At 58.3% G+C, this 21640-nt stretch carries 18 protein-coding genes and 4 tRNA genes; 15 read left to right on the forward strand and 7 right to left on the reverse strand.

Annotation, left to right across the window (positions count from 1 at the left end; translation table 11 throughout):
* Positions 1–145 precede the first annotated feature (145 nt).
* Positions 146–2368, reverse strand: a complete 2223-nt coding sequence (locus ACFWW2_RS03300; protein WP_393926133.1) for a pentapeptide repeat-containing protein — start codon at positions 2366–2368, stop codon at positions 146–148.
* Between the two features lie 155 nt (positions 2369–2523).
* Between ACFWW2_RS03300 and ACFWW2_RS03305 the strand changes: the two genes are divergently transcribed.
* Positions 2524–3342 carry a CPBP family intramembrane glutamic endopeptidase gene (locus ACFWW2_RS03305; protein WP_393926135.1) on the forward strand — a complete coding sequence of 273 codons (819 nt, stop codon included), beginning with the start codon at positions 2524–2526 and terminating at the stop codon, positions 3340–3342.
* A gap of 21 nt (positions 3343–3363) precedes the next feature.
* Here ACFWW2_RS03305 and ACFWW2_RS03310 read toward each other — a convergent pair whose 3' ends face one another.
* On the reverse strand, positions 3364–4617 hold the full coding sequence (locus tag ACFWW2_RS03310) for an MFS transporter (protein WP_393926137.1): 1254 nt from the start codon (positions 4615–4617) through the stop codon (positions 3364–3366).
* Between the two features lie 27 nt (positions 4618–4644).
* Between ACFWW2_RS03310 and tgt the strand changes: the two genes are divergently transcribed.
* Complete coding sequence (gene tgt / locus ACFWW2_RS03315; protein WP_393926139.1) at positions 4645–5775, forward strand: tRNA guanosine(34) transglycosylase Tgt; 1131 nt, start codon at positions 4645–4647, stop codon at positions 5773–5775.
* Here tgt and ACFWW2_RS03320 read toward each other — a convergent pair.
* The gene (locus ACFWW2_RS03320; protein WP_393926141.1) at positions 5736–6674 is read right to left on the reverse strand and encodes a hypothetical protein; all 939 of its coding nucleotides are present in this window, start codon (positions 6672–6674) and stop codon (positions 5736–5738) included. The genes tgt and ACFWW2_RS03320 overlap by 40 nt on opposite strands.
* Before the next feature lie 411 nt (positions 6675–7085).
* On the opposite strand from ACFWW2_RS03320, the gene lon reads away from it, so the two are divergent.
* The 6 genes from lon to ACFWW2_RS03350 all read left to right on the forward strand — a co-directional run bounded on the left by lon (position 7086) and on the right by ACFWW2_RS03350 (position 11824).
* Positions 7086–9491: an endopeptidase La gene (gene lon, locus ACFWW2_RS03325; RefSeq protein WP_393926143.1), complete on the forward strand. Its 2406-nt coding sequence runs from the start codon at positions 7086–7088 to the stop codon at positions 9489–9491.
* Positions 9492–9623: 132 nt separating this feature from the next.
* The gene (locus tag ACFWW2_RS03330; RefSeq protein ID WP_393926145.1) at positions 9624–9968 is read left to right on the forward strand and encodes an HU family DNA-binding protein; all 345 of its coding nucleotides are present in this window, start codon (positions 9624–9626) and stop codon (positions 9966–9968) included.
* 13 nt (positions 9969–9981) lie between these two features.
* Positions 9982–10056, forward strand: a tRNA-Val gene (locus tag ACFWW2_RS03335).
* A 52-nt stretch (positions 10057–10108) separates the two neighbouring features.
* Complete coding sequence (locus ACFWW2_RS03340) at positions 10109–10669, forward strand: histidine phosphatase family protein (protein ID WP_393926147.1); 561 nt, start codon at positions 10109–10111, stop codon at positions 10667–10669.
* Positions 10670–10711: 42 nt separating this feature from the next.
* Positions 10712–10787, forward strand: a tRNA-Val gene (locus ACFWW2_RS03345).
* Positions 10788–10885: 98 nt separating this feature from the next.
* Positions 10886–11824 carry a pirin family protein gene (locus ACFWW2_RS03350; RefSeq protein ID WP_393926149.1) on the forward strand — a complete coding sequence of 313 codons (939 nt, stop codon included), beginning with the start codon at positions 10886–10888 and terminating at the stop codon, positions 11822–11824.
* Here the strand turns inward: ACFWW2_RS03350 and ACFWW2_RS03355 are convergent, their stop codons facing one another.
* On the reverse strand, positions 11825–12622 hold the full coding sequence (locus ACFWW2_RS03355) for a LytTR family DNA-binding domain-containing protein (RefSeq protein WP_393926150.1): 798 nt from the start codon (positions 12620–12622) through the stop codon (positions 11825–11827).
* A gap of 323 nt (positions 12623–12945) precedes the next feature.
* On the opposite strand from ACFWW2_RS03355, the gene ACFWW2_RS03360 reads away from it, so the two are divergent.
* A tRNA-Asp gene (locus ACFWW2_RS03360) sits at positions 12946–13022 on the forward strand.
* Positions 13023–13151: 129 nt separating this feature from the next.
* On the opposite strand, the gene ACFWW2_RS03365 is transcribed toward ACFWW2_RS03360, so the two are convergent.
* Positions 13152–13493, reverse strand: coding sequence for a hypothetical protein (locus ACFWW2_RS03365; RefSeq protein WP_393926152.1), 342 nt, complete (start codon positions 13491–13493; stop codon positions 13152–13154).
* Between the two features lie 344 nt (positions 13494–13837).
* Here ACFWW2_RS03365 and ACFWW2_RS03370 point away from each other — a divergent pair.
* Positions 13838–13914, forward strand: a tRNA-Asp gene (locus ACFWW2_RS03370).
* Positions 13915–14001: 87 nt separating this feature from the next.
* On the forward strand, positions 14002–14394 hold the full coding sequence (locus tag ACFWW2_RS03375) for a hypothetical protein (protein ID WP_393926154.1): 393 nt from the start codon (positions 14002–14004) through the stop codon (positions 14392–14394).
* Positions 14395–14404: 10 nt separating this feature from the next.
* Here ACFWW2_RS03375 and ACFWW2_RS03380 read toward each other — a convergent pair whose 3' ends face one another.
* Positions 14405–15787 (reverse strand): M20/M25/M40 family metallo-hydrolase, encoded by a 1383-nt coding sequence (locus ACFWW2_RS03380; RefSeq protein WP_393926156.1) that lies wholly within the window; start codon positions 15785–15787, stop codon positions 14405–14407.
* A 139-nt stretch (positions 15788–15926) separates the two neighbouring features.
* Between ACFWW2_RS03380 and ACFWW2_RS03385 the strand changes: the two genes are divergently transcribed.
* The 4 genes from ACFWW2_RS03385 to ispG all read left to right on the forward strand — a co-directional run bounded on the left by ACFWW2_RS03385 (position 15927) and on the right by ispG (position 20593).
* Positions 15927–16679: a hypothetical protein gene (locus ACFWW2_RS03385; RefSeq protein ID WP_393926157.1), complete on the forward strand. Its 753-nt coding sequence runs from the start codon at positions 15927–15929 to the stop codon at positions 16677–16679.
* Positions 16680–16856: 177 nt separating this feature from the next.
* Positions 16857–18080, forward strand: a complete 1224-nt coding sequence (gene hemA, locus ACFWW2_RS03390; RefSeq protein ID WP_393926159.1) for a 5-aminolevulinate synthase — start codon at positions 16857–16859, stop codon at positions 18078–18080.
* A 113-nt stretch (positions 18081–18193) separates the two neighbouring features.
* Entirely contained in the window at positions 18194–19387 is a 1194-nt protein-coding gene (locus tag ACFWW2_RS03395) for a helix-turn-helix domain-containing protein (RefSeq protein ID WP_393926161.1), read from the forward strand.
* 78 nt (positions 19388–19465) lie between these two features.
* Complete coding sequence (gene ispG, locus ACFWW2_RS03400) at positions 19466–20593, forward strand: flavodoxin-dependent (E)-4-hydroxy-3-methylbut-2-enyl-diphosphate synthase (RefSeq protein ID WP_393926163.1); 1128 nt, start codon at positions 19466–19468, stop codon at positions 20591–20593.
* A 72-nt stretch (positions 20594–20665) separates the two neighbouring features.
* Here ispG and ACFWW2_RS03405 read toward each other — a convergent pair whose 3' ends face one another.
* Positions 20666–21388, reverse strand: a complete 723-nt coding sequence (locus ACFWW2_RS03405; protein WP_393926165.1) for a hypothetical protein — start codon at positions 21386–21388, stop codon at positions 20666–20668.
* Between the last annotated feature and the right edge of the window lie 252 nt (positions 21389–21640).

Raw genomic sequence — 21640 nt, forward strand, 5'->3', positions numbered from 1 at the left:
CTTTCCCTTATTCCTGAGCAAACATATAGGGTTTGGAATGAATGGCGTAAAGGGTTGTGGATGTCGCAGAAAATGGCGGTCGGCATCGCGTCGGATATGCGTCGGCAAAACGTCGGACCCCAACGCGACGCGTATTAGGGTATTGTTAGGGGTTTGATGGCAGCGTGCCAGTGGCCCAGGTGCAGCCGGGTGGCGGTGGAATTGGGGTCACGTCTTTCCACGCTGTTGGAACCAGCCCCGTCCAATGGTACACAATTTCACTTGTCGGGTCCGGGTTCAGATCAAGCCATCCGCGCCAGCGGCCGTAAAAGGCGACGTCGTCCAGTTTTTCATCTGCCCATTGGCACGGCCGGGACGTCAGTTTCATGGCGTCCAACAAGCCTTCTTGCCCGACAACGCTGGCATCCAAAAAGGCGTTTCGCCAATCAAGTTGGGACAGAACCGTGTCTTGCGTCAAATCAACATCCCTGACAGCGCCCCCGTTGTTGATCGTGCCATTGAAGGAATGGAAATGTTGCAGGATGTCTGTTTGCGGCCACCCAATGCCGAATTCTGAACGCAAGATATCAAAAGGTTTAATGGAAACGCCTTGAATAAATGAGTAACTTAAATTCGCGCCTGACATGGTTGACCCGTCTAGTCTTGTGTTTTCGAATTGGGCGCGATCAAGATTTGCATCCGTCAGCTTGGCACCACTGAGATTGGCGTCTTGAAGCAAAGCGGTCACCAGCTGCGCGCCAGCCATGTTTGCCGCGTAAAGGTCTGCATGTTGCAGATTGGCCCCGTCCAAATTGGCCAATTGCAGATCCGCCAGACCGAGGTTGGCCCCTTCCAACCCCGCTTTGCTGAGATTTGCGCCCAGCAATTTGGCCAAGCCAAGTTCTGTATCTTGCATTGGGGCGTCGCGAAAATTTGCTGCTTGCAGTTCAGCGCCGGTGAAGTCTGCCCTCTGAAGGTTTGCGCCCCTCAGGTTTGCCATTTGCGCGGTCGCAGCCTTTAGCGAAGCGCCTTGCAGGGATGCCCCCGGCAGCGAGGCCATCTGTAGGTTTGCTTGTTCAATGTCCGCCTCCTGCAATTTGGCTTCGCCGAGGTCGGCCCATTGTAACGCTGCTTCTGCCAGGTCGGTGCCTTGCATTTCGGCCTCTTCCACTTCGGCCCATTGCAGGTTGGCGCCGCTGAGATCGGCCCCCCGCAGGTCTGCTTCGCTGAGGTCTGCGCCTTGCAGCCGTGCCCCTGCAAGATCGATGTCGGCTATAAAGGTTTCGCGCAGGTTTGCGCCGCGGAAGTCGGGCTTTTTGCGTCCGGGCAGGTGCCAGTCCGGGCGTTGCAGAAGCGCCATTGCTGAGTCCTGCCTGTCCCAGAATTCATCGCTGAGCCTGTCCAGATCCTCGCCGGTCAGATCGCAGTTGCTGATCGCCTCGCGGACGCACCATTGCCGTTCGTAATCAGTGCGCACCAGATCGTAGGGCAGCCAGTTGGCCGGGCGTTCGACGATGTTTTCCCCTTCGAGGTTGATTTCCGCGAGCGTCCAGAACCGTTCCCACAGATCGGTGTCCCTGTCGGCGAATTCAGGGACCGCGATTTGTTGCTGCTCCATCTGCCCGGTTTCTTCGTTCCAGACGTTCAGCCATTCGGTTTCTGCAGTCCAGGGTGCCGGTTCTACCGTGCGGAAATAGCTGGGTGCTGCCAGACAGGCCACGGTCACCACGGCCATTGCGGTGGCGAGCAATGGCTGCCCCGGTGCCCGGTTGCTGACCATCCGGTGCCACAGGGCCACAAGGCTTGTCATCGCCGTCAGGATCATCCCCGATAGGGCCAGGGCCGCAAGTCCGGTCATCATGCCGTCCCGCGCCACCGCCGACAGCCACCATGATATGGCCCCGACCAGCAAACCTAACCCCCATGTCAGGGCAAAGTTCAGGATCGCTGTCACTCCTTCGAGCGGGCGGGCGTCTGTGCAGCCGTCTTGCCGCATCCGGTTGCGTAGCCAGAGTGCGGCATCGGTGATCAGCCAAGGTGGAATGGCCTGGCCCAAGGGCATGCCGTCTACCTTGGCTGGTGCGTCCCCCAGCGCATCCCACAGCCGGATCAGGTAGAGGTGGAAGTAGATAAAGTTGGCCGCCACCAGTAGCGGTGCCGTCAGAAAGAAGAACCGCGTTGGGACCGACACACCGATCAGGGGGAGGTTCGTTTGCCGCCCGTAGCCGTAGAAATCGATGTGCTGGAACCCGAGCAGGGTGATGCCCACGAAAAGCAGCACACCCAGCAGTGAAAACCACGTGGTTCTGGTGTTTCTGGTCAGTTCGCCGATCCGTTTGACGGCATCCTCAGCGCTGACCTGTGTGTCGGCTGGCGATGGGCTGTTCATGCTGGTCAGGCTGACCTGTCGGCATGGTCTTGGCAAGTGGTGCGTCCTGCCGCCGTGGGGTTTCAACGGACGGGTGCGGTTGATTTGCCTCAACCGGTCCGGTTGCGGTTCGGGTAAGATGCATGGCGAAAACATGAGGGGAGATGCATGTCATGATGCCTGTTCGTTCAACCGACACCGCGCCCGCTGTGCCGTTCGAGGCGCTGTTGCCGTTCCTGCTGATCGCCTTTGGTCTGGCATGGGGCGCTGTTGGTCTTCTTTTGGTTTACACAGACGCCATGGTGCGGATCTTTGGCGAGGTGAGCGCTGCACATCCGCTGTTTATTCTGGCGGTTTATGCCCCGGCGATTGCGGCCATGCTGCTGGTCGTGATCCGTGGCGGGTTGGCCGGGCTGGGCCGTTTCCTGTCACGTCTGTTCCTGTGGCGGTGTTCGTGGTGGTGGTATGCGTTTTTGCTGCTGGGCATTCCGCTATTGTTTGCCGCCGGGGCCGCGGTGAAAGGTGCGCCTTGGGCGTTTCCGTTTGACGGACCGGCCCCGTTTCTGGTGGCGATGGGCTTCATGCTGATCCTTGGTCCGATGGAGGAGATCGGCTGGCGCGGTCTGGCCTTGCCTTTGTTGCAGCGCCGGATGGCTCCGATCTGGGCCGGGGTGCTGTTGGGCATTGTCTGGGGTGTTTGGCATCTGCCTGCCTTCCTATTGTCGGGCACGCCGCAAAGCGCCTGGAGCTTTACCCCGTTCATTATCGGGGCCGTGTCGCTAAGCCTCATCATCACGCCGATGTTCAACGCCGCGCGGGGCAGTATCCTGTTGCCACTGCTGTTTCATTTCCAGCTGAATAATCCGCTGTGGCCGGATGCGCAGCCTTATGACACGTGGTTCTTTGCATTGGCTGCGGTTGTGGTGGTCTGGCTGAACCGCGCGACGATGTTTACGCGCGGGCAAGGGGTGACGGTGGTGATCCCCTGGGATTAGTCGAGGACCCGCTGGGGGCGTTCAGGCTTTGGTAAAGGTGGCCCGGCGTGGCAGGCCCCAGCCCGCCACAAGGCTGAGGAAGAGGGCCGCACCGACGAAAAGGCCGGTGGACAGAAGGAAGACGCTTGTCAGCGCATCTGCATCGGCAAGCCATCCGGCAAGGAAGATCACCGGCGGCATGCCAAGTTTGAAGATCGCCCCTGTGATCCCGGCGACCCGCCCCATATGCGCCGCGGCCGTGCTTTCCTGCCGGTAGGACCAGATGCCGATGTCGTAGAAGATGGACACCGCCCCTTCGAGAAAGCTGATGATGAAAAGGATCAGGAGCGTGGGTGCGGCGGCGGTGGCGAGGCTGAGTAGAGCCAAAAGCCAGATCGGCCAGAAGAAGGCCGCCCGATAGCCGATATGGCGCCGGATCCTTGGTGCGTAGGTAGCGGCGATGACCGACCCCACGCCGGCGGCCGCAACCACCAGACCGGTTTCGAAATCATTGGCCCCCAGCTGCGTCTTGAGCTTGAGCAGAAGCCCGACGATGAATGCGCCTGCTGCGGCGTTGGTCAGGATGACGGCGATGGTCATCATCACAAGTTCCCGGTTTTTGGCGAATACGGCGAACCCTTCGCGCAAGGATGGCCAGAACGGGCTGGGGGGCGGCAATGTTTCGTCGGGGTTGACGGTGAAGGCCGCGACCGCATTGGCCAGCAGGATGAGCGTGACAATCCCGACGAGCCCGGTGCTGCCCAGCGTCAGCAATGTAAAGCCACCGACGGCGGGCCCGATGGTTGTGATGGTGGCGTTGATGGCGCTGTTCAGGGCGGTGGCGTCGCTTAACCGGTCGTCGGGGACTGTCAGCCGGAGCAGGGTGAATTGCAGGTTTCCCAGCGCGTAGCCCACGGCGTTGAGGAAGATCACGAAAATGACGAGGCTGGCGATATTGACCCGGTCTGCCAGCATCATCGCCCAGAGGATCGCGCAGGAGGCGGCGAGCAGGAGGGTGTAGAGCCGGAACCCCGTGGCCTTGCGCATCCGGTCGTTGATGACCCCGACGAAGACGGCGAAGAGGATGTTGGGGATGAACCCCGCCCCTTTGATCAGGGCCAGCCCTGTGCCCGTGCCGCTGATGTCTAGTGCCAGAAGGGGCAGGGCGAAGGATAGCATGCTATGCGCCAGAACAAGCGTGGCGACGATGCCGGTGGCCGTCAGGAAATGGCGGTTGTAAGGGATGGGCCTGGCTTTCCGGTTTGATGCGACGTTCTGGCAGGATGCTCTTGGCAAAGTTGCACGGATCAGGGAAGAGGGGCCATGACAAAAGCAATCTCATTTTCGTTGAACGCCACTGACGGCAAGGCCCGTACCGGGGTGATTTCGACGCCGCGTGGTGATATCCGTACGCCGGCCTTCATGCCTGTGGGGACGGCTGCCACGGTCAAGGCGATGCTGCCCGAGAGTGTGGCGGCGACGGGGGCCGATATTCTGCTGGGCAATACCTATCATCTGATGCTGCGCCCTACGGCGGAGCGGATTGACCGTTTGGGTGGTCTGCACAAGTTCATGAATTGGGACAAGCCGATCCTGACCGATAGTGGCGGGTTTCAGGTGATGTCCTTGTCGGATCTGCGCAAGCTGACCGAGGAGGGGGTGACCTTCAAAAGCCATATCGACGGGTCGCGCCATCATCTGACGCCGGAGCGGTCGATGGAGATCCAGCGCTTGCTGGGGTCCGATATTGTAATGTGTTTTGATGAATGTCCGGCCTTGCCTGCGGACAGGAAGCGTATTGCCGAGAGCATGGAATTGTCGATGCGCTGGGCGCAGCGGTCGCGGGATGCGTTTGGTGATCGCCCTGGTCATGCCTTGTTCGGAATTCAGCAGGGGGGCCTTGAGGAGGATTTGCGTGCGCAATCCGCTGAGGCGCTGCGTGCGATTGAGTTCGATGGCTATGCCATTGGTGGTCTGGCCGTGGGTGAAGGGCAGGAGGCGATGTTCGGCTGTCTGGATTTTGCGCCCGATCAGTTGCCCGTGGACAAGCCCCGTTACCTGATGGGGGTGGGCAAGCCTGACGATATCGTGGGCGCGGTCAAGCGCGGTATTGATATGATGGATTGCGTGCTGCCCTCACGCTCTGGCCGGACGGGGCAGGTGTTTACCCGCCGCGGTGTGGTCAATATCAAGAATGCGCGCCATGCCGATGACCCCCGCCCGCTGGATGAGGCTTGCAGCTGTCCGGCCTGTACCAGCTATTCCCGCGCCTATCTGCATCATGTGTTCCGGGCGCAGGAGATGATCTCGGGCATGTTGCTGACCTGGCATAATCTGCATTATTTTCAGGAGATCATGCAGGGGATGCGTGATGCCATTGCTGCGGGCCGGTTTGCGGAGTGGGAGGCGGATTTTCACGCCGCGCGTGCGCTGGGCGATATTGAACCCGTTTGACGGCCTGCGGCTTTGCGCATGATGGCACCGGTGGTGGTGTAGTCCCGCTTGCCGGTTTCCTGTGTCACCAGATAATCGGCCTGATCCCCCAGAACGTCGCCGAACCAATGCCCCATCCACTGGCTGAAGGGCAGTTTGTCGGTGATTAATTCAAGCGTGACCTTGCGGGTGAAATCCAGATCTTCGATCCGGACCGCGTAAGTGCCGCCTGTCGCGTGTGCATTTTTGATCGGGGCGTTTTCATAGCGATAGGCGAAACGAACAGGAGCGTTGCTTTGCCTGATCTGCATGGTCTGGTGCAACTGGCATTTCGGCAGGTCATAGACAGCGTGTAGCTTTGCCGGATCGTCGGGATCGGCGGTGATGTCGACCAAGGCCACATTCCAATGTTGGTCGGTATGTTCAGGGATTGGGACCAGTTCCGCCCAGAGCTGCGCGATCGGTTTTCTGGAGCGATAGCTGACGCGCGCCTTGTAGCGGAGTTTTGGCAGGATGCGGTCATGCACGCGAAAATACATTGCGGCAAGGAATATGACCCATGTAAGCAGCCATCTGGATTGAGCGATAAGCGAATTTTGGTCAAACAGGTCGACGATCCAAGCGATCAGGAAGGCAAGGCCGATGCCGAAAGTGGCCCCTTCTATAATGCCGCGCCAACGCGGGGCAAAGACGATCAGCAGCGCGGGAAAAAACAGGATCGCTGCGTTCATCGCGCTGATCATCAACGCATAGAACAGATACATCCACAAAAGCATTCCGGGTTCGGACAGAAAGTAGGAAAATGATGCGAAACGCATCGACAGATAGGCCGAGTAGATCACCATGCCCGTCATTGGCAGGCAGGTCAGCAGGGCGATCAGGATGAACCGCCGCCTTTGGCGATAGATCAGTTCGGACATGCCCTGCGCATACCTCTGGATTGTGCAAGAATTTGGGCGTGGTCAGGATTTCCTGACCTAACGTTTTGCCGCCGCCTGACGCATGGTCAATGCATTATCACTCACGTGTAACGGTGTGTTGAGTAGCTGTTATTTTCAACGATATGGGGCGGTTGGTGCTACACTGGCCGCCTCAATTCTTTGGGTTTTCGTCAAATACCTGCGATAAACCGCCCCGATTTCTGCCAAACGTTCACCTTTTGATGTTTGTTTACTTGCGGAGCAGACGAAGGGCAGGCACTCTGCGCAAAACGCCACGCGCATGTCTGGTTGAAACGTATTTCAATCAACCCCACATGTTGATGCCAAGAGGAGATGCCCCATGTTGCCGCCAAGCGGGACCGGTGCGTCTTGCCAAAAAAGGAAAAGAGCATGCAAGAACCGTTGAGTTCATCCTATCCCGTCCTGCCGTTGCGCGATATCGTGGTGTTTCCACATATGATCGTGCCGCTGTTTGTGGGCCGGGAAAAGTCGGTCCGCGCCCTTGAAGAGGTGATGCAGGACGACAAGCAGATACTGCTGTCCAGTCAGGTTGACCCCGGTCAGGACGATCCTGATCAGGAAGGTATCTATAAGGCCGGTGTGCTGGCCAATGTGCTGCAACTGCTGAAACTGCCCGATGGCACCGTGAAGGTGCTGGTCGAGGGTCGCAGCCGTGTGCGCATCACCAAGTTCATCGAGAATGACCAGTTCTTTGAAGCCTCCGCCGAATATCTGACCGAAATCCCCGGCGAGAATACCGAGGTTGAGGCGCTGGTACGGAACGTATCAGCCGAGTTTGAGCGTTACGCCAAGATCAAGAAAAACATCCCCGAAGAGGCGATGGCCGCCGTGGGTGAGGCGACCGAGCCTGCGAAACTGGCCGACCTTGTGGCCGGGCATCTGGGCATTGAAGTTGATCAGAAGCAGGGCCTGCTTGAAACCCTGTCTGTGTCCGAGCGTTTGGAAAAAGTGTTTGGCTTGATGCAGGGCGAAATGTCTGTTCTGCAGGTTGAGAAGAAGATCAAGACCCGTGTGAAAACACAGATGGAGCGGACCCAGCGGGAATATTATCTGAATGAGCAGATGAAGGCCATTCAGAAGGAATTGGGTGATGGTGAGGAAGGCCAGAACGAGGTCGCCGAACTGGAAGCCAAGATCGCTGAAACCAAGCTGTCCAAGGAAGCCCGTGAAAAGGTCGATGCGGAGCTGAAGAAGCTCAAAAACATGTCGCCGATGTCGGCGGAAGCCACAGTTGTGCGCAACTATCTGGATTGGGTTCTGGGGGTTCCTTGGGGCGTGAAATCGCGCACGAAAAAGAACCTCGCCAATGCGCAGGAGGTTTTGGACAACGACCATTACGGGCTTGAGAAGGTCAAGGAACGGATTGTCGAATATCTGGCCGTGCAGCAGCGTTCGCGCAAGCTGAAAGGCCCGATCATGTGCCTTGTCGGCCCTCCGGGGGTTGGTAAGACATCACTTGGCAAGTCTGTTGCCAAGGCCACGGGGCGCGAGTTTATCCGCATTTCCCTCGGTGGTGTGCGCGATGAAAGCGAGATCCGCGGTCACCGTCGGACCTATATCGGGTCGATGCCCGGCAAAATCATTCAGGCGCTGAAAAAGGCAAAGACGACGAACCCGCTGATCCTGCTCGATGAGATCGACAAGATGGGTCAGGATTTCCGGGGTGATCCGGCGTCGGCGATGCTTGAGGTGCTGGATCCGGAGCAGAATTCGACATTCGTCGATCACTATCTGGAGGTCGAATATGACCTGTCGAACGTGATGTTCCTGACCACGGCGAACAGCTACAACATGCCGGGGCCTTTGCTGGACCGGATGGAGATCATTTCGCTGTCGGGTTACACCGAGGATGAAAAGGTCGAGATTGCCAAGCAGCACCTGCTGCCCAAGGTCATGAAAAACCACGGGCTGCGCGACAAGGAGTTCAACGTTGCCGATGATGCGCTGACAGCGATTGTGCAGGTCTATACCCGAGAGGCTGGCGTCCGGAACATGGAGCGCGAACTGGCCAAGGTGGCCCGCAAGGCGGTGACCAAGCTTGTGAAGAAAGAGGCGGAACGCATTGAAGTGAATGCGGAAAACCTGTCTGACTTCCTTGGCGTGGAAAAGCATCGCTTTGGTCTGGCCGAGGAAGAGGATCAGGTTGGTGTTGTCACCGGTCTGGCCTGGACATCGGTGGGTGGTGAGTTGCTCAACATCGAGGCGCTGCGCCTGCCGGGCAAAGGCCGGATGAAGACAACCGGTAAGCTGGGCGATGTGATGAAGGAGTCGATTGATGCGGCGTCTTCTTATGTCCGTTCGATTGCGCCGGAGATCGGGGTGAAGCCGCCGAAATTCGACACGCTGGATATCCACGTTCACGTGCCGGATGGGGCGACGCCGAAGGATGGCCCCTCCGCCGGACTGGCGATGGTCACATCCATCGTGTCGGTGCTGACGCAGATCCCGGTCCGCAAGGATATCGCCATGACAGGCGAAGTGTCGTTGCGCGGGAACGCGATGCCGATTGGTGGTTTGAAGGAGAAACTGCTGGCCGCATTGCGGGGCGGTATCACGACCGTTCTGATCCCGCAGGACAACGCCAAAGACCTGCCGGAAATCCCCGATAACGTGAAAGAGGGGCTGACGATCATCCCTGTTAAACACGTGTCAGAGGTGCTGGAACATGCGCTGGTCCGCAAGCCTGAGGCGATCGAATGGGACGAGGCCGCAGAAGAAGCGGCAGCGGCTGCCCTGAAATCCGGTTCGGAAGGTGAGGCGGCGCGGGCGCATTAAGCCCCCGAACATAATCGCAAGAAGGCGCGTCCGATCCGGGCGCGCCTTTTCGATTCTACCGATGCCGGATCGTATTTAGCTGTGGGAACACTGCCGCCGACACGCTAGGCTGCAGCAAAGCGAGGATTTGTGATGGCATTGAAAAGCAAAGCAAAGGGCGGTGCCACGGCACCCGCCGCCACCGAGAAACCGGCAGCGGCTCAGCTAAAGAAGCCGGAGTTTCTGGAGCGGGTCATTGCCCGGACCGATGTGAAGAAGCGCGATGCCAAACCGGCTATCGAAACAGCACTTGCGGTGCTGGGTGAAGCGCTCGCCGCGGGAGAGGATGTGAACCTGCCGCCCCTGGGCAAGCTGCGGGTGGTGCGCAGCAAGGATCTGGAAGGTGGGGCGCAGGTCATGACGCTCAAGCTGCGGACCCAGAAAGATGCCACACGTGCCGCGCAATCTGGGCTTGCAGCAACGGACGATGGCGACTAAATCATCCCTCAACGGGTGATTAGCTCAGTGGTAGAGCGCTTCGTTCACATCGAAGATGTCAGGAGTTCAAATCTCTTATCACCCACCATTATTTTCCGGCGCGCCCATTGTGGCGCGCTTTTCCTTGGCGGGGGTCCCCGATGTCACATCCAGAGCTTTACGTGCTGCGCCACGGCGAGACCGAGTGGAATGCCGAGAACCGGATGCAGGGCGAGTTGAATTCGCCGCTGACCCCCAAGGGTGAGATGGACGCCGCCCGGCAAGGCGAAATCCTGCAATGGCGCGATTTGACGGGGTTCATATTTCTGACCAGTCCGCAGGGCCGTGCCGTGCAGACGGCGGGCATCGCGCTAGCCCGTGTGGCGCGCCATGTCCGCACTGATGACCGGTTGCGCGAGATCGGCGTTGGTGACTGGTCCGGCCTGCTGCGTGATGGTTTGCCGACGCCGGAGGCCCCGGATCCATTTCTGGCGCAATACGATATCGCCCCCAATGGCGAAGGGTTTGCCCGGCTTGAGGCCCGCTGCCGCGCGTTTCTGGCCGATCTGGACGGGCCGGCCGTGCTGGTCACCCATGGGATCACCAGCCGCATGATCCGGTCGCTGGTCACCCGTGACCCTGCCTTGACCGTGTCCGCGTTGAGTGGCGGGCAGGGCTGTGTTTACCATTTGAAAGACGGTGTGCAGACCCTGTTGGAATGAGGCTTGCACTGCATGCGCCGCTGGTCTAAACGACGCGGGATCGGGTGATTAGCTCAGTTGGTAGAGCGCTTCCTTTACACGGAAGATGTCGGGAGTTCGAGCCTCTCATCACCCACCATTCCTCTCTCTTTTCATGCAGATGTGATGTGCGCGGCTTTGGTTTTCATTGCGGTGCTGCTGCCCTATCTTTTCAGTAACCCTGAAAGGAGAGTCCTGATGAGTTGGAATCCAGCCCTCGACCCGCATTGCCCGACCGACGATGCCGTGGATGCCATTGAGACCGTAATCGTTCCCCGCGCCCGTGATCTGGGCGGGTTCGAGGTGCGCCGTGCCTTGCCGGCCCCGCGTCGCCAGATGGTCGGCCCGTTCATTTTCTTTGACCAGATGGGACCGGCTGAGTTTGTGACCGGGCAGGGCATTGATGTGCGCCCGCATCCGCATATTGGGCTAGCGACGGTGACCTATCTGCATCGCGGTGCGATCCATCACCGCGATAGCCTGGGCACCGATCAGTGGATCGAGCCGGGGGCGATGAACCTGATGATTGCCGGTCACGGCATTACTCATTCCGAACGCATGGATGGTGAGGCGCGCGAAAAGCCGCAAAGCCTGTTCGGCATCCAGACATGGATTGCCCTGCCCAAAGGGGCCGAGGATCGCGAGGCCGCGTTTATCCATGCGCCCAAGGCTGATCTGCCGCTGATGGATGGTGAAGGCAAGCAGGTGCGCCTGATCATGGGCGATGCCTATGGCAGTCGCGCGCCCGTCGAGACCCCTTCGGAGATGTTTTATCTTGATGCGATCCTGGAGCCTGGGGCGGCCCTGCCCATGCCGGATGATCACGAGGATCGCGGGGCTTATGTGTTGGAAGGCAGCGTGACCATTGCCGGCGAGGATTACGATGCCGGGCGCATGATGGTGTTTCGCCCCGGCGACCGCGTCAGTATGAAGGCCGGACCGCAAGGGGCGCGTGTCATGCTGCTGGGTGGGGCGACGCTGGAGGGTGAGCGGTATATCTGGTGGAACTTCGTCGCTTCAAGCAAGGAGCGGATCGAGGAAGCCAAGGAGGCCTGGCGCGCGGGCGACTGGCAAAATGGTCGGTTTCAGTTGCCGCCCAATGATGATGAAGAGTTTATTCCGTTGCCCGACAGGTAGTTACCAGTCGCCATGCAGGTTGATCCAGCGTTGTACATCATCCATCCGCGCTTTGGCGATGGGTACAATCGTGTCGTCGTCCAATTGTAGGATGGGCTTGCCGTTTTGGTGGCCCAGCTTGGGTTTGGCTGCTGTTGACACCCACCATGACCGGTGCGGCTGCAGGCCCTGCTCGGGCGTTGTTTGCGCTACCGCATCCCTGAGCCGCGCCCGCACCAGCACCGTACCTGTCGGTCCGGCGATGTTGATATAATGCTCTTGCGCGGCCATGTGCCTGATCCGTTGGACCGGGAACTGCTGATCACCGATCCGGATTACATCGGGGCTGTGGCGCGGCTTGTTTTCATCCGCAAAGATGCCCGGCATGGCAAAGCGAATGAACAATGTCTCAAGCATCATGCCCGCGATCAAAAGGTTGAAAAACAAGGGCGCCGCGTTATCGGGCGGTGGATCACCGGTGATGAATGAAATGGCGGCCCTTGCACAGACAAAGACCAGCAGCAGGCCGATGGTCGATGTGACTGGCGTGTAGATCGGGTAGGGGCCGAAATGGTGCTGTGTGAACGAAAACAGCGCGATCATCGCAAAAATCGTGCTCACATAAAGCGCGACAGAGCCGATCCAGATCAGCAGGGCAAGTATCGGCCCCAGATTGACCCGTACATTATTGGGATCGGCGGCAAACAGCAGCACACATCCCAGCGCCAGAAAAACAAGGCCCCTTGGATCGGTGATCATTTTCACGAAGCGTGAAAGACTGAGGGTGAATTTGCCGAAAAACACGTCATATATGGTCACTTCATGACAAAAGGCTTCAGCAATCGCGTGGGGTCGTGTCAAAGATGGGCCTGCATTATTTATTGGTTTCTGTCTGCGTTCCGCGTGGTGATAATCAATAGGTAACAAAAAGACTGTGATGGTCTGCGGCAGGGGCAGTTTGACTGGGTAACGTGGTTAATTTGTGCGCCCTTGCCGCATTTTTTGCGACATAATGGTGTTGAATTGTGGCAGTGGTGCAGGTTGCCCTAACGTCAGCTTTTTGCTGTTTTGAGCGCTTGACCTGATCCGGTCCGCCACCTAGAAGCAGGGTGTTCCGGCCTGGTGGCCGGGCAAACAGATGCGCGGTTGTAGCTCAGTTGGTTAGAGTACCGGCCTGTCACGCCGGGGGTCGCGGGTTCGAGCCCCGTCAACCGCGCCATTTTTTTCAAATAAATCAATAGCTTACTGCGTGACGATCTATGTGATGCTATGTCAGCTCGATCAATTCCAAATGTTTCTTATTGGTGAGGTCCTCTGACTATGGGGTCGCAGAGCAACATTCGGCTGTCTAGTTTTCTCTTGTCTGTCTTAGTAACTCCCGCCGTCGATCCCTTCTTTGGGCTTTGATAAGCATGATCTTAATATTCGTTAGTTCGGTGAAAACTACGTACAGAAAAAAAAGCACTGCGACACCGTATGCCTCTGATATTGAGTCAGTTTGTCCGATGATCTTTCCGGTCTTTAGCCAGACAAGGAGTGCAGTAAATCCTAGGAAGAACAATGGCGTCCAAATTCTTTGGCGCTCCAGGCTCGTAATTGTTCTGGCAAACTCTTTTTCTTCATATTCAATGTCTTCGTCAGAAAGCACTATTCCCTCCACAATCAAAGAGCTTCGATCAGCAATCAACATGCTCTTCTCTGGCCGATCATTGTCATTCTGACGGTCTAGAGGAATCCTTCAGATGTCAATTTGAGCCTACTGGAACCGCTCTGATTGTTGGCCATGCCTTTCTCCAATGCTGCAGGTCATAGGCAACGTGCAGGCCATTCACGGTTTGGTTGGCTCACTGACGACAAGCAAGCCACCGCTTTTCTTGTCATGATGATCGCAAGGGGTCCTTTGCGCCGGGGCCAGTTTGTCGGGTCTGTGAGTGCTTTGCCGTCTGCCCGTTCCCCCATGCCCACAAAAGTTTCTCTGCCTGCGTGATTTTCCGTTGACGGCCCAGCAAAGCCGGATTATGCCGCCCCTCACGCGCGGTTGTAGCTCAGCTGGTTAGAGTACCGGCCTGTCACGCCGGGGGTCGCGGGTTCGAGCCCCGTCAACCGCGCCATTTCTCCAATTCATCCTGTACGGATTTCGTGGAAATCCCACGATATGTTATACTGCCTTCATTGATTTCAGTTTTTTGGAGGTGGTTATGAGACGCTTCATTCTCATTTTTTCGATCATTCTTGGCTTTGGTAGTGCTGCGACGGCGCAGGTTACGCAGGTGCGCTATGTCTGCGATATCGAAGGGCAGCAAGGGTTGCTGCGCGCAACGCTTGAAACGATTGGCGGGACAGGCATTGTCGGCAGCGTGAACGGCGATATCTCCGTCATCGGTGGGCAGGGCAGCAACACATGGGTCACTGGAGACCTGCAGACGCCGACGGCCTATTACACCTTCTCCGGCGAAAACCAGTTTGCCGATTTCACCGATACAGCGAGCGGTGCCCGGTTCCGGGTGGAATGGGTGCCACAGCCCGGCGGTCTGATCATTGTCGTGAATCCATTTGGTCAGGCGGTCCGATATTATTGTCAGCAATCGTGATAGCGGGTGGTTATTTGGTGCTGTCCGTCATTGCATGCAGGATCCGCGCCCAGCTTCTGATGCCCTTGTGAAACGACGACAGGTCGTATTTTTCGTTGGGTGAGTGGATCTGGTCGTCGTCCTTGCCGAAGCCGATCAGCATGGCGTCCATGTTGAGAATGTCCTTGAAATGACCCGCGATGGGGATCGAGCCGCCGCAGCCGACATAGGCCGCCGCGTTGGGCCATTCGTCGGAGAGCGCCTTGCGCGCCTGATCGAAGGCGGGGTGTGATGTGGTCATTTGCCCGGCGGCGCTGGCCCCGTGGTCGCTGAATGCGACTGAGCAGTCGGGTGGCAGCATGTCCTGCACCATCTTGCGGAAGTTTTCGCGGATTTTCAGCGGGTCTTGGGTGCCGACCAGGCGGAAGCTTATTTTGGCATGCGCTTCGCTGGGTAGGACGGTTTTGAAGCCGTTGCCGGTATAGCCGGACCACATCCCGTTGACCTCGCATGTTGGGCGCGACCAGATCATTTCCAGCGGGCGCCGCCCCTTTTCACCGGCGGGTTCGGAGAGCCCGACTTCGCCAAGGAAATGCTTTTCGTCGAATTTCAGGTCGTCCCATACGGCGGCGAGTTCGTTGGAGAGTTCGGGCACGCCGTCGTAGAAATCGGGGACGGTGATCCGCCCTGTGTCGTCATGCAGACTGGCGATGATCCGTGCAAGGACACGCGCCGGGTTCATGGCGAGGCCGCCATACATGCCCGAATGCAGGTCCTTGTTGGGGCCGGTGATGGTGAGTTCTTCGCCCAGCAGCCCGCGTAGCTGCGTGATGATCGCCGGTGTGCTGTCGCCGTAAAGGCCTGTGTCGCAGATCAGGGCGATGTCGGCGGTCAGTTCATCGGCGTTTTCTTCCATGAAGGGGGTGAGGGAGGGGGAGCCTGATTCCTCTTCCCCCTCAAAGAAGATGGTGATGTTGGCGGGGAGTTTGCCATGTTCGGCCTTCCAGGCGCGGCAGGCTTCGACAAAGGTCATCAACTGCCCTTTGTCGTCGGATGAGCCGCGCCCCCGGATGACCTTGCCGTTGGCTGTGTCTTCGATTTGCGGATCGAACGGGTCGCGGTCCCAGAGGTTCAAGGGGTCCACCGGTTGCACGTCGTAATGCCCGTAGAAGAGGATATGCGGCCCGTCGCCACCGGAATGCGCCACGACCATGGGGTGCCCCGGTGTGGGCCGTTTGGAGGCGTCGAATCCGATGGATTGCAGGTCAGCGACCAGCCAGTCCGCCGCCTGATCGCATTTGTCCTTGTAGGCCGGGTCGGTGGAGATGGACGGGATGCGCAAGAGGTCCAGCAGCCGGTCAGTGGCCTGCGGCAGATCGGCGTCGATGCGGGCGAGGACGGGGTCGAGTGTCATGGGTCACCTGTTTGGTCTGATTTGCGCGCAGGGTGGCAGGATTGCCGCGAGGGTCAATCCAAAAGGCGTGGCGGCTTTGCCAAGTCGTGATGCTCTGCTACGTCTGACGCCCAAGGGAAGGCCGCAGGGGGAACGGGACATGTGGCAGGAATATTGGGACATCTGGGTTTATGACGTCTTTGGCGGGCGAGAACGTCTGGCCTTTGCGATAGCGTGTGGCATTGTTGGTGGGGTTCTGGTTGGTCTGCTGAAACCACTCTTTCGCAACAATACCGATAATCTGCAAAAGCGATTCCTTGAAGAGCGGCGCGCCAATGTCGCCGCCCGTCTTGGGCCCGGCGCCACGGCGGCAGAGATTGATGCCGAGATCGCGCGTCAGATCGAACGCGACCGGCAGGAGGCCCTGGGCGTTCCCGAGATTATCGTGCGGCATGCCGCGCGGCCCGCGAATGCCGCGTATTACGCGACCGTGCGCGATTTCGCCCAATCAAAGCGAGAGGCGGGTGACGTGCTGCTTGAGCCGGAGGGGTTCGCCATTGGACCACTCGCCCTGGCCGAGACCATGCTGGGTGATCAGGGCCTTGCGCATCTAGACAGCTTTGGTGAGACGCCGCCATTTCGCGGCTGGGAGCTGCGCCAGGCGGTGGAGCAGATTGGGTTGCCTGAAATGGGCCAAACCCTGGAAAAAGCTGTGGGCATCCATCTGCATCGGTACCAACTGATGAGCGATATGATGGCCACCGGTATGCCGATCGCGCAAGCACAGACCCATCCGGATTTACCAGGTTACGATGACTTGGAAGCAGAGCTTGCCCGGCACGGTGGGCAGGCACGGCTGCGCGAGGCTGCTGATGCCTACTTTGAAGCGGTTTACCCGTGGGCTGGCGGGTAGGGCATCCCTGACTTGATCCAGATCATGGCTGGCGTAGTCTGGTTGTCACATTTTGATGACGCAGGGCGACAGTTTGTAGCGTATTGCCCGTGGGGATTTGGCCCTATATGACCATTAGAACGATTCAAAGTTTGGCTCTGTGGGGCTGTCTTTGTAACGAGGAAGAAGGAATACCCAGTGGATTATACCGCCCAACTGGATGCCGCGATTGCCCGTTTGCATGACGAAGGCCGCTATCGGACATTTATCGATATTGAGCGCAAGCGCGGCCAGTTTCCCCATGCCACATGGCGCAAGCCTGACGGCTCCGAACAGCCGGTGACGGTGTGGTGCGGTAATGACTATCTGGGTATGGGCCAGCACCCCGTTGTTCTGGCAGCGATGCATGAGGCGATTGATGCCACTGGCGCCGGTTCGGGTGGAACCCGCAACATTTCCGGCACCACCGTTTATCACAAGCGGTTGGAAGCAGAACTGGCTGATCTGCATCGCAAGGAAGCCGCGTTGCTGTTCACCAGCGCCTATATCGCCAATGACGCCACGTTAAGTACGCTGCCCAAGCTGTTCCCCGGACTGATTATTTATTCCGATGCGCTGAACCATGCATCGATGATCGAAGGCGTCCGTCGCAATGGCGGGGCAAAGCGGATTTTCCGCCATAACGATCTGGACCATCTGCGTGAGCTTCTGGAAGCCGATGATCCCGCCGCGCCCAAACTGATCGCGTTCGAGTCGATTTATTCGATGGATGGCGATTTTGGGCCGATCAAAGAGATCTGCGATCTGGCGGATGAGTTTGGTGCGCTGACTTACATTGATGAGGTGCATGCGGTGGGCATGTATGGCCCGCGCGGGGCCGGCGTGGCCGAGCGTGATGGGCTGATGGGCCGGATTGATATCATCAATGGGACCCTGGCCAAGGCATATGGTGTGATGGGTGGCTATATCGCCGCATCTGCAAAAATGTGTGATGCGATAAGGTCTTATGCGCCGGGCTTTATCTTTACCACGTCGCTGCCGCCTGCTGTCGCGGCGGGTGCTGCGGCCTCTGTTGCCCATCTGAAAACGGATCAGGCGTTGCGCGCGCAACATCAGACACAAGCGAAGATCCTCAAGCTGCGTTTGAAGGGGCTTGGCCTGCCGATCATTGACCATGGCAGCCATATCGTGCCGCTGATTGTGGGTGATCCTGTGCATACCAAGCAATTGTCGGACATGCTGCTGACCGACTACGGCATCTATGTTCAGCCGATCAATTTCCCAACCGTACCGCGCGGGACGGAACGTTTGCGCTTTACCCCGTCGCCGGTTCATGGCCCGCGCGAAATGGACGCGCTGGTGGGGGCGTTGGATGGTCTTTGGTCACACTGTGCGCTTAATCGTGCTGATCTGGCCGGTTAACACTTTTTCACGATGTGCATGATCCCTGTGGATATGTTATTGGTTTCACAGGTATTCACGACGATTTGATTCGGTTTGCGGGTGCCTGGGGGCAGTAAGCGACGGGACAGTCGATGATCGGGAAGAGCTTCAGGCGCGATGACGCAGCTGATGGCGGGCAGGCCAAAGGGTTTGACGACTACGAGCTTCGTTTGGGCGACGTTATGCGCGGCGAACGCGCAACGATGGGCAAGAGCCTGCTGGATGTTCAGCGCGAGCTGAAGATCAAGGCCTCTTATATTGCGGCGATTGAAAACGCCGATCCTTCTGCTTTTGATACCCCAGGATTTATTGCGGGTTACGTGCGGTCTTATGCCCGTTACCTGAACATGGACCCTGATGAGACCTTTGCAACCTTTTGCAAGGAAAGCGGGTTTGCCACGGCGCATGGGATGTCGGCGCAGGCGTCATCGCTGAAGCCGAAATCGGGTGAACCGGCTGTTGGCCCCTTGGGCAAGAACATCTTTTCCGAATCGTCGACCCCCTTCATTCCGGCGGGTGAGGCCGTGCTGTCGCAGATCGAACCGCGTGCCATCGGGTCGGTTCTGGTGCTGATCGCGTTGATCGGTGGTTTGGGCTATGGTGGCTGGACCGTCCTGCAGGAAGTCCAGAAAGTGCAGTTTGCGCCGGTTGAGCAGACACCGGTTGTTGTGTCTGATCTTGATCCGCTTGCCGGTGCCTCAAACGCCATACAAACAAGTGATGCGCTGGCCGGGTTCGATGCCCCGTCCGCCGAGGCACTGGATCGTCTTTATCGTCCGCAGGCGCTGGATGTGCCGGTTCTGGTCGCCCGCGATGCGCCGATCTCCACATTGGCGCCCGGCAGTATTGGCGCGCTGGTGCCAGACGTCCGCACTGAACCTGCGGTGAATTTTGCGAATGCTGCTTTGCCTGAACGTGCAGCCCCACCGGTGCAAGTGGTTGAGCCGCCCGTGCCGGAGGTCCAGTTGGTTGCTGTCCGCCCGGCTTGGGTGCGCGTGCGCGCGGCTGATGGCACCGTGATTTTTGAAGGTGTGATGGAGCCGGGCCAGAACTTTGTCGTGCCAGCGACCGAGGAACCCGCCACACTGCGTGTCGGTGAAAGCGGGGCGATGTATTTCGCGGTGAACGGCGTGCATTACGGACCGGTGGGCGACCGCGGTGTGGTGACGTCAAATGTCAGCCTGACGCCGGAAAGCCTGACGGCTGCATATACCGTGGCGGACCTGACCGCTGACGATGATCTGGCCGAGATCGTGAATGTCGCCGAAGTGCAGGCGGACGAATAATCGCACCCGGGCCGACTTGCTGCCTGTCCCATTGCTGACTAGGTTGGCGGCATAGCCATTGCAGTCGGAACTGACCTGATGTCCCTGAACCATATCCGTCCCTGGCGGAATATCTATCGCCGGAAATCCCGTCAGATCATGGTCGGAAACGTGCCTGTCGGCGGGGATGCGCCGATTACCGTGCAGACGATGACCAATACCCTGACGACGGATGTGAAGGCCACGATTGCGCAGGTGCAGGCGGCGGCGGATGCAGGTGCGGATATCGTGCGGATTTCGGTGCCGGACGAGGCGTCGAGTGCGGCGCTCAAGCAGATTGTTCCCGAAGTGTCCGTGCCGATCGTGGCGGATATTCATTTTCACTATAAGCGCGGGATTGAGGCGGCAGAGGCGGGTGCCGCCTGCCTGCGCATCAATCCGGGCAATATCGGCGATGAGAAGCGGGTGAAAGAGGTCATCAAGGCCGCCCGTGACCATAATTGTTCGATCCGCATCGGCGTGAATGCCGGGTCGCTGGAAAAGCATCTGCTGGACAAATATGGTGAGCCTTGTCCGGATGCGATGGTGGAAAGTGGCCTCGACCATATCAAGATCTTGCAGGACAATGATTTCCACGAGTTCAAGATTTCCTGCAAGGCGTCGGATGTGTTCATGGCTGCTGCTGCCTATCAGCAATTGGCCGAGGCGACGGATGCCCCCATTCATCTGGGGATTACGGAGGCTGGGGGGCTGACATCGGGCACGATCAAATCGGCCATTGGTTTGGGCAACCTCTTGTGGATGGGAATCGGTGATACGATCCGCGTCAGCCTGTCCGCCGATCCGGTGGAAGAGGTGAAGGTTGGCTATGAGATCCTGAAATCGCTGGGTTTACGTCATCGTGGTGTGAACATCATTTCCTGCCCGTCCTGTGCCCGACAGGGGTTTGACGTGATCAAGACGGTCGAGGCGCTGGAAAAGCGGCTGGAGCATATCAAGACGCCGATGTCGCTGTCGATCATCGGCTGCGTCGTCAATGGGCCCGGTGAGGCTTTGATGACCGATGTCGGTTTCACCGGTGGCGGGGCCGGGTCAGGCATGGTCTATCTGGCAGGCAAGCAGAGCCACAAGCAGTCGAATGACGATATGATCGAACATATCGTTGAGCAGGTGGAGAAGAAGGCGTCGGAACTGGAAGCGGACGGTGCTGTGGAGGCGGCAGAGTAGGATGGGTCAAGACCCATCTTACGAAACGGTAATGCTCCGGCAAGCAAATGGTCCTACGATGTAAGATAGGTTTCAACCCATCGCAGCTTGTGGATAGGCTTGCAGGACACGCATTGCCATGAGCGTCACCCAGCGGCTGGGTTTTCGCGGCGCCTCCATCGTGAAGAACACTTGGCCCGGGTGGGCCGCCATACGGCGCCATTGTCCGTCACGGGTCCGCTTCTTGATGATTTCGTCTAATGCGTCGGCCATGCGCGTGTCGTAAGGGTGGCCCACGCTTTGGAAATAGTCGAGCGCACGCAGGATGTTGTAGCGCCAATAGGCCGGGACGGCGAATGTCAGGAAAGCAGGGTGGATGATCCGCCCTGTCCGGTCGGATTTGTAGAGCCTGTGTATCAGCAGGAACTCTCGGGCCGTTTTGGCGGCCTCCTGCAACGCTGCGTTTTGATGCTGATAGCCATTTTTCAGGTAGCTTTTGATCCCTTCCAGAACTGACAAGGTTGAATGCACCGAGCTGTGATGCGCGCCGGACCGGTTGCGCATGCAGTTGAAGCCGCCGTCATGCATTCGTTCGGCCAGCAGGAAATCCACAACCGATGTCAGCTGTGATTGTGGCGCCCTGAAATGGCTGGCGTAATTCAGATACATGCCATTGACGCAAACATCGCTTTTGTTGAGCCCGCGGGACGTGCCAATCCCGCCGTCACCGGCGATCATCATAGGTGCGATTTCGGCGATGGTTTTTCGTATCTTCGCGTGATCGGACGGGAAGCCCAGATTGCACAATGTCAGCAAGGTGTAGTGTGTGCTGGTCCATTTTGGCTGATAGAAATCACTGCCCCACGTCCCGTCCGCATTGCGGTGGTCGAGGAATTGCTTGCCCCATCCATCAGTGGCGATCCTTGCCTTTAAAGCGTTTCGATCTTAACTTGATATATATTCGGCAGCGTTGAAGTAGTTCCAGCACTCTTCTGGGTCATAGAGATCGCAGATTGATCCAATGGCCTCGAAGACCTCAGTGAAGGTTCTTGCCCCGATACGACGCAA

This window comes from Yoonia sp. R2-816, from assembly GCF_046762905.1.
In the GTDB taxonomy this organism is placed as follows: Bacteria; Pseudomonadota; Alphaproteobacteria; order Rhodobacterales; family Rhodobacteraceae; genus Yoonia.